The sequence below is a fragment of the Streptomyces sp. NPDC046900 genome, from assembly GCF_040644975.1.
GTDB lineage: Bacteria > Actinomycetota > Actinomycetes > Streptomycetales > Streptomycetaceae > Streptomyces.
The window spans coordinates 1-13372 of sequence record NZ_JBEYXD010000144.1 but is presented as its reverse complement, the minus strand read 5'-3'; the positions used below and the strand labels follow the sequence as shown (position 1 = coordinate 13372).

The window sequence follows — 13372 nt, the reverse complement described above, 5'->3', positions numbered from 1 at the left end:
ATCACCGAACTGCCCGAGTACTACCCCACGCGCGCCGAGCGGGAGATCCTGATCGGCCGCGCCGGGGAGATCGCGTCCGCGACCGGCGCGGCCACTCTGGTGGAGCTGGGCTCCGGCTCGTCCGAGAAGACCCGGTACCTGCTTAACGCGCTGACCGGCCTCGACACCTACGTGCCGGTCGATGTGAGCCAGAGCGCGCTCACCCAGGCCGGCCATGCCCTGATCCCCGAACGGCCCGGGCTGAACGTCCACGCGCTCATCGCCGACTTCACCGCCGGCCTGGAGCTGCCGGACACACCCGGGCCGCGCCTGGTGGCGTTCCTGGGCGGCACCATCGGCAACCTGGTGCCGGACGAGCGAGCGGCGTTCCTGACGTCCGTACGCTCGCTCCTGGCGCCCAAAGACGCCCTGCTGCTCGGCACCGACCTGGTCAAGGACGAGTCGGTGCTGGTGGCGGCGTACGACGACGCGGCCGGGGTGACGGCCGAGTTCAACAAGAACGTGCTGACCGTCGTCAACCGTGAGCTGGGGGCCGACTTCGACCCCGGCGCGTTCGCCCATGTGGCCCTGTGGGACCCCGAGAACGAGTGGATCGAGATGCGGCTGCGGGCGCTCAGGGCGCAGACCGTGAAGGTCCCCGCCCTCGACCTGGCGGTGGACTTCATACGCGGCGAGGAAATGCGCACCGAGGTGTCGGCGAAGTTCCGCAAGGACGGCATACGTCGTGAACTCGCCGCAGCGAGACTGGCGTTGACCCACTGGTGGACGGACACGGAGGGCAGGTTCGCGCTGTCGCTGAGCGTGGCGCGCTGACCGAGCCGCGCGGAGGGGACAGCTCACCCTTCGCACCGCCGCCAGCGGTGCGAAGGGAACCCGCTACTACGTGCTGCCGGGCGGTGGCATGGCCGTGCGCACCGCGACACCACCGCCACCAGCACCTACTGCTTCGAGATCCCCGCCCAGCACGGCACCAACGGTCTGCAGCTCGACTCCACCGCCCAGATCCCGGGCCCGATGGGGCCGATGCGTGTTGTGGTGCTTCTTGTAGGTGGCCAAGACCTGTCGTGTGTGGGCCTCGCCCATGATGAGGACGTGATCGAGGGCCTCACGCCGGATGCTACTGATGATCCTCTCGCAGTGGGCATTCATCCGCGGCACCCGCGGCGCGCTCTTGAGGATTTCCATCTCTTCGGCTGCGAGTATCGCGTCGAAGGCCTCGCCGTACTTGTCATCGCGGTCGTGCAGCAGGAACCGCAGTGACTCCAAGCGCGTGCCCAGGTCGGCGGCGAGATTTTGTGCCTGTTGGACGGCCCAGGCCCGGGTCGGGTGGGCGGTGACGCCGGTGATATGGAGCCGGCGGGTGCCGTGCTCGAGGAACGCCAGCGCGTACAGCCTGCTGCCCAGCGCGGTGTCGATGCGCGGGAAGTCGCAGGCGGTGGTGAGGAACTCGCGCCTGGTGGGGCCGGAGCGGCGCGGGGTCGGGTCGACGCCCGCGGCGGGGAGGATTTCCCAGACCGTGGAGGCGGCGATGGGGTGGCCGAGCCGGGCCGGCTCGCCCTGGATCCTTCTGTGCCCCCATCTGGGGTTCTCCCGTGCCAGACGAAGGATGAGCTTCCTGATCGCCTCCCTGGTTGGCGGTCGTCCGGTTCGCGAGCGCCGCCTGCTGTAGTCCCACTTGGCGGCGATGTGCCGGCGGTGCCAGGTCAGGAGCGTGCCGGGGGTGACCGGGAAGACCGTGCGCCAAGGCGGCCGGGGTATCTGCGCGGACAGCGCCGCGAACCAGAACAGGTCCGCGGGCTCGTAGCGGACCGGGCCCTTCAACTGCCGACGCAGCACCGCGTTCTCGTGCCGTAGCACGAGCAGCTCGGCGTCCTTGGAGGTGTGTCGCGGCGCGGCCGCACCGCCGGTACGGACAGAAGCTTCCGGGTCACCTTGTACACCAGCGAAACGATCACGCAGAGATGGTGCCAGCGGACCAGCGTGCTGAGGGCCGGCGCGACGGGAGAGCTGTTCAACGCCACTCGTGCTCCCTCGACGGTGGGTACGATCGCTCGCAGCCGGTGCTTCCGATGATGCCGGGTGTCCCGCAGCGGGTCACCCACGACTACGTGCGGGCCGGCACCACCACGCTGTTCGCCGCACTCGAGGTGGCCACCGGGAAGGTGATCGGTTCCCTGCACCGCCGGCACCGGGCCGAGGAGTTCAAGAAGTTCCTGATCAAGCTCGACCAGGAGAGCCCGTGGGGCCTGGATGTGCATCTGGTGCTGGACAACTACGCCACCCACAAAACCCCGGCCATCAAGACCTGGCTGCTGGTCCACCCTCGCTTCCACCTGCACTTCACACCCACCGGGTCGTCCTGGCTCAACCTGGTGGAACGCTGGTTCGCCGAGCTGACCAACAAGCAGATACGACGCGGCGTCCACAGAACAGTCCACGCACTGGAGAAGGACATCCGCACCTGGATCGACACATGGAACACCGACCCCACGCCCTACGTGTGGACCAAGACTGCAGACGAGATCCTCGAACGCCTCGCCAGTTATCTGAACAGAATTCCTGACTCAGAAGACTAGCTCCCCTACGGGAGGTGGGCGTGTCAGCGGTCGCTCCATGGCCGGACGGCCTGCACGGCCGCCGCGGCGGTCTAGTTGTATTGCCCTGTGAGCTTGGTGATCCACTGGCACAGGCCGTTGCCGGCCCGCTCCCGCAGCTCCTCGAACCGCTCCGCCGTGATCGTCTCCGCCCGCGGGTTGCGCCGCTCGTTGATGACGGCCAGCCCCGGAACGCTCTCGGTCTCGGTGTGCTCGTCCTCGGCCGGACCCACACCGTTGTAGCCGTCCTCCCGCCACAGCATGTGCCCGTCCAGACCTCCACCCGCCGGGACTCGGAGCGGTGCAGGTCGTCGACCTCCTGATAGATCCGGTGCGGCTTGCCCAGAAGCGGAGCGCCGAGGAACGTGATCAGCCGGTAGGAGAGCGGAGCGTGCCGGTCAGGCTGGCCTCGATGTTGAGCAGGTGCTCGTCGAACTGCTTCGCCGTCCTATAGCCGAAGTTCACCCGCTGCCCCAGGTGGAGGCGAATGAACGCGTCGTTGACGTAGTCGGCCTTGAAGGAGAGCCCGTCAGCCAGGTACAGCGGCTGCTTGCCCAGCCGCTCGTGCAGGGCGATGAACGCCTTGGCCCGGCGCTTGCACTCCTCGACGTTGTCCTCGGTGTACTCGGTGACGCCGAGGTGCACGGCGATGGCCATGTGCGTCAGCGGGTACTTGCTGTCGGACTCCTTCACGGGGAGCGCCGCGTACTTGCCGCCCTCGGTCGGCTCGCTCACAGGGATCTTCCTTTCTCCAGGCATGAAAAAGGCCCGTCCCCCCGTCGTGAGGGGCGGGCCGTACAGGGGGCGGTGCGGTTACGACTGGGGCCGGCGCTTGACGCGGATCACGCCGCGTCCCGTCCCGGGGACGGCCGGCGCCGGCGGGGTGTCCGGCCCGGTCGGCTCCTCCTCCCCGGGCGTGGGCGCCTCGGTGATGTAGGGGTCGTTCGTGCCGATGATCCGGCTCTTGGTCGAGTCGAACCCGACGTGCCACATGACTCCGTCCGGGCCCGTCAGATCGAGGACGCCGTAGCCGCTGGGAGAGAACTGCTCCCCGGACGTCAGCTTCGCGTACGCCTCGCGCAGACTGCGCGCCCTCACCACACCCGTGATGGTTGAAGGAGTGAAAGCGATGCAGTACTCGAACTCCTCCCCGCCCCGCTCCGGCCCGCCCTCCGACTGCTTGGCCTCCCGCAGCGGCCGCACCACCGGCCTGCTCCGGTACGCCTTCAGCGCCGCCTCCCACTTGATGAGCGCCTGGGCGTACTCGCGCACCCGCTGCTGCCGGTCCACATGAACGATCATGCCGACGGTGATCCACTCGTCCCGCTCGTCCTTGTACACCGCGTCCGCCGGGGCCCCGGCCAGGTCGGCGGCCAGGCACTCGCCCTCGATGAAGGTAGGGTTGGTCGCCCCCAGGCACACGTTCCACGCCCACACGTAGGGGTGACCGTGCCAGTTCAGGGGCCTTTCCGGCTTGGATTCCGCCCCGCCGGTCGGGGTCGTCAGACGGGGCCGGTCATCGGTCATGATCATCAGGTGTCTCCGTGGCCTTGCGGCGAGTGGTGGTGAGGGTGAGAACGGTCACCGGGCCCTCTTGGTCACGGCCACGCCGCCCGTACGGCGTCACCTCGATGTCGGCCGCAGAGATGACCGTGCCGTCGTCGAAGTACGTCCACCTTGGAGCCGCCTGGGGCGTGACCAAGCAGGCCGCCCGGTCCGCTGGCCCGGCGCCGCACGCAAGCCGACTGACCTCTCGGACGGTTCCGAGCCCTTTGAACTGGAGCTCGGCGACGGCATCGCCGAGATCAGGCAACTCCCGCAAGAACGCGGATACGTGTGGGAGGCCACCGGAGCCGACGGCACGAGCGGCCAGGCCGAAGAACCGTACGCAAGCCGTACCGAGGCCGCCCCCTACGCTGGCGCCTTCCTCGCCCAGCACGCCGCCGCAGCCGACCCCGAAGAGGCACACGCCGATTGCGTCGAGCCCCACCGGGCCGCCGATGGCGAGCACGTCGACTGCAATGGGACGCCGCGGTAAGCGGACGATGCCCGAAACCACCGTCCGGACAAGCGAATACGGACTGTTCACGGTCCTCAGCATGTTCCTCATCGTGGTGTTCCGGATCGGCCTGCCGTTGCTCGACCAACTCGCCGGTCGAGCGCAATCCGAGCCTGGTGGTCAGCTCGCGATGTAACGGCGTTGCGCCCGGTAATCGCGGGCACTCGTCCGCGTTCTCTCGTTCCCGGGCACTGTGGCGGCACGTATTGTCTGGGCAGGGGAAATCCAGGGGGCCGGGGGGGTGCCCCTATCTCTTTCGTCAAGGGGTGGGGCGGCTGTTCTGTAGTGGTTCAGGCGGTTTGGGGGATGGGGTGTGGTTCGAAGAAGGTGCCGTCGCGGAGCATGGCGAACAGCACGTCGACGCGGCGGCGGGCGAGACACATCAGGGCCTGCTTGTGCCGCTTGCTCTCGGCCTTCTTCCGCTCGTAGTAGGCCCTGGACGCGGGGTCGGCCAGGGCCGCGAACGCGGAGAGGAAGAAGGCCCGTTTGAGGTGCTTGTTGCCGCGGCGGGACGGACTCTCGCCGCGGATGGAGGATCCGGATCTGCGGGTGACGGGGGCCAGGCCCGCGTAGGCGGCGAGGTGGCCGGCGGTGGGGAAGGCGGATCCGTCACCGACGTCGATGAGGATCCTGGCTCCGGTCCTGACGCCTATCCCCGGCATCGACGTCAGGAGCTCGGAAAGAGGGTGGGCCTCCAGCAGTTCCTCGATGGTGGAGGCGAGTTGTTTTCGCTGGTCCAGCAGCGAGGTGAGGTTGGCGGCGAGCTTGGGCACGATCACTGCGGCCGCATCCGTGCCCGGGACGATGACTGTCTGCTCGTCGAGCGCGGTGAAGATGTCCTCGACCAGGCGCTCGGCCATGCGCGGGGCCTTGGGCCGCAGGATGGTAATCAGCTGGCGGCGGCCGGCCTTGCGGATCGCCTTGGGCGAGCCGAAGCGCTCCAGCAGCCAGAGCACGGCCGGGTGCTGGATGCGCGGGCCGAGCACCCGCTCCAGCGAGGGGTGGATCTGGGTCAGCAGGCCCCGCAGCCTGTTCGCGACCCGGGTGACCTCGCCCGCCAGGTCGTCGTCGAAGCCCACGATCATATGCAGTTCGGCGATGGTCTCGTCGTCCAGCTCGATGGAGCGGAGCGTGTGCGGCATGGTGCGGGCGGCGTCCGCGATGATCGCCGCGTCGCGGGCATCGGTCTTGCCCTCGCCCGGGTAGAGGTCTGCGATCCGCCGCATCGTCAGGCCGGGCAGATAGGCGACCTTGCAGCCCGCGTCGCGGGCGACCGCCAGCGGCAGGGCGCCGATCGAGGCGGGCTGGTCGACGACCACGAGCACGGTGCCGTACTTCGCACTGAGCTTGTCCAGCATGGCCCGCAGCCTCGGCTCGCTGTTGGGCAGCGGCTTGTCGAGCACGGTCTTCCCGTCAGGTTGCATGCCGTGAGCGTGGTGTTCGCCCTTGCCGACGTCCAGCCCGAGATAGACGCCGATGCCGCTGATGTCGATCACGTACTTCCTCCAGGGAAGGTCATACCGCCCCGGCCTCGACGTGGCACCAGCTGCCGGCAACCACGTTACGCAGAGCCTTGCCAGACGGGCTGGCGCTCGTGCCCCTATCAGCGGTCGACCGGTGCCTCCCGGCCCGGTGACACCACCCCCCGGGTCATGGTCGACAGGGGGCAAAAGTCATGCCGGGCCCGGAGGCCGGGAGCCCCGAGCCCGGGGCCACGAAAAAGGTAACGGGGGCCGCGGGATGCGGTACTGGCGGCATGGCATCTGGGTGGCGGCGGTGCTCGTCACGGGCGTGGTCTTCCTTGTGGCGGACAGGAACGGGGATCTTGGAAAGACCGAGCCGTTAACGGCTGTCCTCGGGTTTGGGCTGTCCATGACGGGCCTGGCCATGAGCCTGCTGCGCGAAGGAACCACGGAAGACGGCAGGCGGTCGCCGCAGGAGCGGATCGACCGGCTCACCGGGCAACTGGCCGCCGTTGTCCAGGAGCAGTGGCAGGCGGAGTGGCGGCTGCGGCGGCTGCAGGACCCGGCCCCGCTGCAAGTTGGCTGGGCGTCGGCCGACCCGTGGCTGTCCGATCACCGAGAGAACATCGGCGGCCCGGAAGACCTGAGCGCCCGGCTCGAGCAGATCACCGAGGCATTCGCCCAAGTGCCGTCCAGGCGGCTGGTGGTGCTGGGCGAGCCGGGAAGCGGCAAGACCGTGCTGGCAGTGCGCTTCACCCTGGACCTGCTCGAGCACCGCCAGCCCCAAGACGCCGTCCCCGTCCTGTTCCCCCTGTCCAACTGGCTGCCAGACCATCAAAGCCTGCAGGAGTGGATGACGGCCTCGCTGACCGCCACCTACCCCGGCGCCACCTGGGGACGTGAGCTGCTGACCGCCGGCCGCATCCTGCCCGTCCTCGACGGTCTCGACGAGATCCCCGCACCCATGCAGGCGCACGCGATACAGCGGCTCAACGCCGAGCTTGACGCCGACGCCCCGGTTCTGCTGACCTGCCGCACCCAGGAGTACGCCGACGTCGTCGAGCACGGGGACGTCTTCACCGCAGCCGCAGTGGTCGAACTGCAGCCCCTCCCCATCGAGGACGTCAGCGCCTGCCTGCGGCGCACCGCCCGCCCCACCCGGGGCGCCAACGGGCAACGCACGACCCGCTGGGACCCGGTCCTCGACTGGCTGCGCTCCCATCCCGACGAGCCGGCGGCCCGGGCGCTGCGCCAGGTGCTCACCAGCCCGCTGATGGTGGCGATGGCCCGCGCCGCCTACGACGACACCGAAGAGGACCCCGCCGAACTCCTCGCCCCGCTTCCACGACGTGGCCGTCCTGGAACAGCACCTCCTGGACGCCTTCGTACCCGCCGCATCCCGCGACGCCCCTTCCGTCAACGGCGAGCACGCCCGGCGCTGGCTCGGCTTCCTCGCCCGCCACTTGCAACACCAGCAGACACGCGACCTCGCCTGGTGGCACCTGCGCCTGCTACTACCGTGGCCGCTGCGCCAACTCGCGCCGATCCTCCTCCTGGGAGGCGTGACAGTAGTCGCATCCGCGGAGATAGCCGCCGGCTTCGGTCACGCGGCAGTAGCGGCCGAGGTGATGGGAGCCTCCGTTGCCGGTGAGTGCATCGGATATTTGGTGTTGTCCCAGGACACCACGCGCACCACAGCTCCGAGGCGGCCACGGCGAAGGCCGGTGGCACGCGCGATGATGCTGGCAGCGGTGGCGGTGCCCGCAGGTGTCCTTGCGGGCACCGTAGGCAACTTGCTGACCTCCGAAATATCTATTTTCTGACGGGCCGAGTTGGTCAGGTCCGGGCGGCCTGGCATACGCGGTAGCAGCCGGGCTGGCCGTCGCGCCTGTACTTGCCGTTCTTGGCGCTACCCGGGACCCATTTCCCGCTGCACTGTCCCGTAGGGGCGCGGCGGTTGGCCTTCTCCTGCTCCGCGTGCTGACGGTGGTGGTAGGCGTGCTGCTACCTGCTGCCGCGTTCCTCGCCTTCGGGGAAAGTGGCGCGAGGACGCTGCTGGTCTTGATTGCAGCCGGCGTGGTGGTCGGCCTGCTGATGGTGCGGTTGCTGTGGAAAGTCCGTGTCCCGGCGCAAGGGCGCGGCCAGGCTGCACGGCGGAATCGCCAGGCGGGCCGGGCTCTGGTTCAAGGGATGGCCTACGGCTTGCTCGCCGGTATCTGTTTGGGTGCCGCTTTCGGCCTGGCTCAGGGGACCACCCTTGCGGCCAGGGCGAGCCTGCGCGAGTTTCCTGCCGGTGCCGTGCTGCACGAACGGCCCGATGGCACGCGCTATGCCACCACTGCGGACGGCTGGCTTCTCGGTCGACTCCCGAATGGCGTCAAATATGCGCGCACTCGCGGCCCGGTGCACGTCGTCGTCGCCGGAGACTCTGCAACCCCGGGGACATTGGCCGAAGTCTCCGAGGCGGTGGGTTGCGGTAGGTACAGGCTCCGATGCACCTCCCTCTTTGGGTCGATCGAATTCGATAGAGACATGCATGACCAATATTCTTCCTTGAAGCTGCCGAGTGGTGCCGTCCTCAAGGACAGTTCTGACTACGACTTCCCTTTGCCTCCACGCATCGAGGACTGGATCTACACCGCCGCCCCCGAGCAGCTCTTTACCGAGTCGTCCGCCTTCGGCCTGCAAGTTGGCTATGGCCTCGCCGTGATCAGCAGCGCCGCGGCTGGGCTGTTCTACCTGCTGGTGTCACCAGCCGACACAGCTCGCACCTCCAGCCCTCTGGCCAGCCTCAGGGCCGACCGGGCGGCCGTCATTGCCCGAGGCTTCTCCTTGACCGTGCTCGGATCTGGCGTCCTCCTGGTACTGATCACTGGCGATCTCTTGGCCGAGCCCTACCGGTACTACTTGGCTCTATGGCTTGTCTGGGCCCCAGTCGGCCCGCTCACGATCGGTCTGAGCGCCTGGGGTTGGCTGCTCACCACCCGGCTGTGGCTGTGCGCGGCTGGCAGGCTGCCCTGGCGGCTTATGGCTTTCCTCGACGACGCCCACCGCAGGGGTGTCCTCCGTCAGGCCGGGGCCGTGTACCAGTTCCGGCACGCCCGACTGCAAGAACAACTAGCCGCCGACCCCCTTGGGTCAGCTCGTGATTGAGGCTGCGGCCAAAGTCGCTGCGCCGACCGCGTGGTCCAATGGGCGCCAAGGGGGCGAAATGAGTGAGCAGAGGCTGTCCGAAGCAGGCGCGTGGAAGTACCTGACCGAGACACTCACGATGCTCGCTGTGGACGCCAGGGATCAGACGGCATGGCTCAACAAGTACCGGCTCGAAACCGACGACTTGGCGTTGGACTTCGAGAACGCGCGGAGCGCCATCGTGGTCCTCGCCGAGGCTGGTCGTATCGACGTCGCCATGGAGTCGCGCCTCGCACGCATTGACGAGATTCTCGACGCGATGAGCGGGGCGGAGCAGGCTTCCAGGTGGACGTATGAGGCGCTGACGGCCGACACAGGGTGGCTCAAGGTGCGCCAGCTGGCACGCGAGGCACTCACTGAACTAGCCGGTACTTGGCAGCAGCCGTTGCCCACCCTGTGGGTCTACGGCGGCTCTCAACAACCGCCCGGGGCCGTCTCTGGGCCGTCCGAGGCGAACCGACGTTGACAGGTGATTAGTCCCGGCATCCACGTTGGTCACAGGGGCAGCCGCGGTGAGCCGCCGCACCTGAGAGGCTTGGGCCATCACTTCCAGAACATCTAATCGATGCCTTGAGGAAGATACGCGTCATGCGTCGCGTAGTAGAGCACAGCCTCGCACTTCTGCTGACCCGTGGGCTGCGCGCCGTCCCTCCACCGCGACCAGACCGCGATCACTTCACGCGCAAGCCCAGCTTCGAGCGGGTAAGCGAAACCGGTAGGCGGGCAGTCGTCATCTGAGACGGAGGTTGGTGAGGCAGGGGACCAGGGCTTCGTCGCATGCAGAGTCGCGTCGTCCGGCACTTCATCGAGCCGGTCGAGGACCTCGACCAAGCTAGGGCCGGACACCAGGATCGCCATGATCCCGAGAGTAGCGCGTGCCCGCTACGTGCCCGATCGACCGGGGAACAGCGGGGACTCAGGGGGAACGGCGGCACCGGTGGGGCCCAGGCTAGGTCAGACGTTTCGCAGGTCAGCCCACACTCATATCACCCGTCTTCCAAACTAGGGCTCCAGGACCCGAGCGCGGCGGCGCTGGACTGAGTCATTGAAACTCCCGGCCAAGTCGCTACACCGACCTCACGGACGCGTCAGGCGTCTGCGTGCCAGTCATTTCAACCGTTAGGGCCCAGCGTTCGTGCCCGCGCCAGGCGCCATCCAGGAACTGGAGGTGAGGAGAGTAGCCCTCACGCTGGAACCCCAGTCGTCTGACTAGGCGGATGGACGACTCATTGGCTGGCTGGATGTTGGCTTCCAGCCGATGCAGCCCGAGCTCGGTGAAGGCGAACTCTACGACCAGCCGCAACCCCTGGGTCATGTAGCCACGCCCCGCGGTGGACGCGTAGGCGACATAGCCGAGGGCCCCGCTTTGGATGGTGCCGCGGACGATGTTGTTGATGTTGATTCCGCCGACGATCGCGCCCGTTTCCCGCGAACAGACCACGAAGCCTTCATGGGTAGGTTGATCGAACCTTGCGATGTAGTCCCGGAAGGCTTCCGGGGGCGTCTCCCGGGTTGGGACCCACGGGTGGTGGAGTTCGGCGCTCTCACGAGTGAGATCGGTGATCTCTTCGTAGTCACGCAAGGCGATGCGCCGGACAGCCACCTGTGGTCCGTGGGCAAAGAAGATCTCTTCGGCCATCGCGTGATCTTAGTCAGGACTGCTGGCGGGCGTGCCCGCTGCGTGCCCGTTCGGAGGGGACGCAGCGGGAACTCACGAGGAACGGCGGCGCCAACCTCGCACCGGACCAGGTCAGGGAGTCGCCAGTCAGCGGCCATCCGCATACGGCGCCTTCCAAACTACCGGTAGTGGGGGGTGTGAGCGCGCTACCGCGGGTGATTGAACACGCGGGCGCAAGGTGGGCTCGTGGAGTACCCCGCGCCGCTCGCCCTGGCCGAGTCCGTGACCTCCCCACCTACGGGGTCGGGATGGTGGGCGGAGCCTCAGTTCGACGGTCACCGGGTGGCCATCTGGCGTCTGCCGGACACGGTGCGCCTGCACACTCGAGCCGGCCGCGACGTCACGAGCCAGTGGATGGACCTGGCCGTCCCCGCCATGGAACTCCGTGCCGCCACGGTCCTCGACGGTGAGGCAGTCGTGTACGTCGGCGGCCGCGTCGACTTCTCTGCCGCGCAGTCCCGCAGCGCCTCACGCCCGGCCCGTGCTCGAGCGCTCGCCTAGCTCCACCCCTCCTCGTATGCGGCGTTCGACGTCCTGCAGCATCGTGACCACGGCGACGTCCGCCACCTGTCCTACCTGCAAAGACGCGCATTGCTCCTCGAGCTCCTCGAGGGCCTGGGGCCGCCCCTGCAGGCCGTGGCCGCGACCAATGACCGGGACGTCGCAGCCTTCTGGTACGAGGTCCTGCGGGATCGGGGCATCGAGGGCCTGGTGTGGAAGCACGAGGCGGGCCCGTACCGCGGCAACTGGCGCATCTGGCGGAAGCAGCGGCACGCGGACACTCTCGACGGGGTCGTCGTCGGCTTCACCGGCCCGCAAGCCCGCCCGCACGCCCTGGCCGTACGACTCCGCGACGGACGCGTCGCCCTGTCACAGTGGCTGACGAGCGTCCTCGCCACGCGCATCGGTGAGCGGCTGGCCGGCTCGAGCGCGGCCAGGCATGGCCGAACCCTCGAGGGGGATCTCTACCAGGTGCTCGCCGTGGACGGCCGGTCGTTTAGGTGCTGGCGGGGAGCACCAGGCACGGGGTGGTCACCGTGGTCCGGACACGGTGACGGCTCTTTCGAGGGGCCCCGCACCCGGGTGACGGGGCCCCTCGAAGGGCGCGACGGTCCAAGTGAGGGAGCCGGACCAGACGCGCCACCAGACCAAACGAAGCAGCCGCGCCCGCGTCACACGCGGCTGGTCTCCTGGGCGGCAGCGGCCCGCGCCTTGTCCATGGCGACGGCGAACTCCGCGTCGCGCCTTCGCCGCTGGTAGATCGCCGCTTGGGTGACCCCTACGGCGGCCGCGGCCGCGAGGACCGTCGTCTCGGGCTGGCTCAGCGCCTGCAGGAACCGGGCCACCCGTTCCGTGGTGAGGCGGGTCATCCCCGTGTACCCGTACGGGGCGGCCGCCGCGGAGACCGCGTCGCAGGCCTGCGCGAACGCGGGATCGTCACCGCGCCATGAACCCGGGTGCCCGGAGCCCATGATCAGCTGCGCCCGGGTCGGGGCCACACCGAGCGCCAGGAGCCGCAGGTAGTCGGCCCGCGCGACCCTGGCCCGCTCGTCGCCCGTCTCGGGGTCCGGCCGGCCAGGGCGATCGTCAGCCTGGTGTCGGTGCGCGCCCTGGCCCACACCGCGGACAACTCCAGGCCCAGGATGGTTGCCGCGGCGTCCACGCTCTGACCGGTCCGGAGCGCGGTCACGAGCTGGTCGGTCTGGCTGTCGGTGAGCGGGGCGGAGTCGGTCATGCCCGCACCTTACGGGCGGACACCGACGTGCGGATGCCGACATGAGGCACGCCTCGGACGTCAGGTGACGGCCGGGGCACGGGTGGGTGTGTCCAGGTGCCAGGCTACGGGCCCTGCGTGCCTCCGGCACCTCCGGAGCCGCTCGAGCATTCGGGATCGAACATGTTGCACGGGCTGGACGGTGCAGGGCCGGTCGGCACGTCGCTCGGGGTCGGGGTCGGGGTGGGGACCGCGCTGGTCGGCGCAGGCGGCGTCGGCGACGGAGACGAGGGCTTCGACGGGGTGGTCGTCGGCGTACGCGTCACGGTCGACCGCGGGCCGGGGGTGCCGCCCACCCCCGTGTCGACGATGCCCCGCCCATCAGGACGCCGACGGCGAACGCCACGGCGACCGCGGCCACCAGGACCACGAGGCCACGACGGGACAGTCCGAGCTTGCTCAGCATCGGGGGGGTCCTTCCGGTCAGTTGGGTGATGACCGGCGGAGCGTGCACGCCCGGCGCAGCTTGTGGCGCGCCGTGGCGGCCGCCCTACGAGGTGCGCGGGGTGTTCCCCCTTGGTTCGGCCACGTGTACTCGCTTCCGGCCTCGCTGGACCCGCAGTGCGCGCCCAGGTGGTCGACGCCGCGGTGGCACTTGGCCACGCCGTCGTG

At 68.9% G+C, this 13372-nt stretch carries 17 protein-coding genes and 1 pseudogene; 7 read left to right on the top strand and 11 right to left on the bottom strand.

What is annotated here, in order from left to right; all coding sequences use genetic code 11:
- Positions 1–813: L-histidine N(alpha)-methyltransferase (gene egtD / locus ABZ904_RS48220; protein ID WP_361830497.1), on the top strand; the 813-nt coding region annotated here is incomplete at its 5' end.
- Positions 814–879: 66 nt separating this feature from the next.
- Here the strand turns inward: egtD and ABZ904_RS48215 are convergent.
- Positions 880–1857: an integrase core domain-containing protein gene (locus ABZ904_RS48215; protein WP_361830495.1), complete on the bottom strand. Its 978-nt coding sequence runs from the start codon at positions 1855–1857 to the stop codon at positions 880–882.
- A gap of 188 nt (positions 1858–2045) precedes the next feature.
- Between ABZ904_RS48215 and ABZ904_RS48210 the strand changes: the two are divergent.
- Positions 2046–2576, top strand: a pseudogene (locus ABZ904_RS48210) (IS630 family transposase); the annotation flags it as partial.
- 71 nt (positions 2577–2647) lie between these two features.
- Here ABZ904_RS48210 and ABZ904_RS48205 read toward each other — a convergent pair.
- The 3 genes from ABZ904_RS48205 to ABZ904_RS48195 all read right to left on the bottom strand — a co-directional run bounded on the left by ABZ904_RS48205 (position 2648) and on the right by ABZ904_RS48195 (position 4127).
- Positions 2648–2857, bottom strand: coding sequence for a hypothetical protein (locus ABZ904_RS48205; protein ID WP_359411618.1), 210 nt, complete (start codon positions 2855–2857; stop codon positions 2648–2650).
- A 106-nt stretch (positions 2858–2963) separates the two neighbouring features.
- Positions 2964–3329 carry a hypothetical protein gene (locus tag ABZ904_RS48200; protein ID WP_359411615.1) on the bottom strand — a complete coding sequence of 122 codons (366 nt, stop codon included), beginning with the start codon at positions 3327–3329 and terminating at the stop codon, positions 2964–2966.
- Positions 3330–3407: 78 nt separating this feature from the next.
- Positions 3408–4127 carry a hypothetical protein gene (locus ABZ904_RS48195; RefSeq protein ID WP_361830492.1) on the bottom strand — a complete coding sequence of 240 codons (720 nt, stop codon included), beginning with the start codon at positions 4125–4127 and terminating at the stop codon, positions 3408–3410.
- Between the two features lie 61 nt (positions 4128–4188).
- Between ABZ904_RS48195 and ABZ904_RS48190 the strand changes: the two genes are divergently transcribed.
- Complete coding sequence (locus ABZ904_RS48190) at positions 4189–4632, top strand: hypothetical protein (RefSeq protein WP_359411609.1); 444 nt, start codon at positions 4189–4191, stop codon at positions 4630–4632.
- A 311-nt stretch (positions 4633–4943) separates the two neighbouring features.
- Here ABZ904_RS48190 and ABZ904_RS48185 read toward each other — a convergent pair whose 3' ends face one another.
- Entirely contained in the window at positions 4944–6149 is a 1206-nt protein-coding gene (locus ABZ904_RS48185; RefSeq protein ID WP_361830490.1) for an IS110 family transposase, read from the bottom strand.
- 244 nt (positions 6150–6393) lie between these two features.
- Between ABZ904_RS48185 and ABZ904_RS48180 the strand changes: the two genes are divergently transcribed.
- The 3 genes from ABZ904_RS48180 to ABZ904_RS48170 all read left to right on the top strand — a co-directional run bounded on the left by ABZ904_RS48180 (position 6394) and on the right by ABZ904_RS48170 (position 9774).
- On the top strand, positions 6394–7767 hold the full coding sequence (locus ABZ904_RS48180) for an NACHT domain-containing protein (RefSeq protein ID WP_361830488.1): 1374 nt from the start codon (positions 6394–6396) through the stop codon (positions 7765–7767).
- A 326-nt stretch (positions 7768–8093) separates the two neighbouring features.
- On the top strand, positions 8094–9269 hold the full coding sequence (locus ABZ904_RS48175; RefSeq protein ID WP_361830486.1) for a hypothetical protein: 1176 nt from the start codon (positions 8094–8096) through the stop codon (positions 9267–9269).
- A gap of 58 nt (positions 9270–9327) precedes the next feature.
- A complete protein-coding gene (locus ABZ904_RS48170; protein WP_359411600.1) occupies positions 9328–9774 on the top strand; it encodes a hypothetical protein in 447 nt (148 codons plus the stop codon).
- Between the two features lie 92 nt (positions 9775–9866).
- Here ABZ904_RS48170 and ABZ904_RS48165 read toward each other — a convergent pair whose 3' ends face one another.
- Positions 9867–10166, bottom strand: coding sequence for a hypothetical protein (locus tag ABZ904_RS48165; protein WP_361830485.1), 300 nt, complete (start codon positions 10164–10166; stop codon positions 9867–9869).
- Between the two features lie 208 nt (positions 10167–10374).
- Positions 10375–10947 carry a GNAT family protein gene (locus ABZ904_RS48160; RefSeq protein ID WP_361830484.1) on the bottom strand — a complete coding sequence of 191 codons (573 nt, stop codon included), beginning with the start codon at positions 10945–10947 and terminating at the stop codon, positions 10375–10377.
- A gap of 225 nt (positions 10948–11172) precedes the next feature.
- On the opposite strand from ABZ904_RS48160, the gene ABZ904_RS48155 reads away from it, so the two are divergent.
- The gene (locus ABZ904_RS48155; protein WP_361830483.1) at positions 11173–11487 is read left to right on the top strand and encodes a hypothetical protein; all 315 of its coding nucleotides are present in this window, start codon (positions 11173–11175) and stop codon (positions 11485–11487) included.
- 671 nt (positions 11488–12158) lie between these two features.
- Here ABZ904_RS48155 and ABZ904_RS48150 read toward each other — a convergent pair.
- The 4 genes from ABZ904_RS48150 to ABZ904_RS48135 form a co-directional block, all read right to left on the bottom strand.
- Positions 12159–12485: a hypothetical protein gene (locus tag ABZ904_RS48150; protein WP_361830482.1), complete on the bottom strand. Its 327-nt coding sequence runs from the start codon at positions 12483–12485 to the stop codon at positions 12159–12161.
- Positions 12461–12721: a hypothetical protein gene (locus tag ABZ904_RS48145; RefSeq protein ID WP_361830480.1), complete on the bottom strand. Its 261-nt coding sequence runs from the start codon at positions 12719–12721 to the stop codon at positions 12461–12463. Before ABZ904_RS48145 ends, ABZ904_RS48150 begins: the two co-directional genes overlap by 25 nt.
- Before the next feature lie 301 nt (positions 12722–13022).
- The gene (locus tag ABZ904_RS48140) at positions 13023–13166 is read right to left on the bottom strand and encodes a hypothetical protein (protein ID WP_361006143.1); all 144 of its coding nucleotides are present in this window, start codon (positions 13164–13166) and stop codon (positions 13023–13025) included.
- 17 nt (positions 13167–13183) lie between these two features.
- Positions 13184–13372: hypothetical protein (locus ABZ904_RS48135; RefSeq protein WP_361830478.1), on the bottom strand; the 189-nt coding region annotated here is incomplete at its 5' end.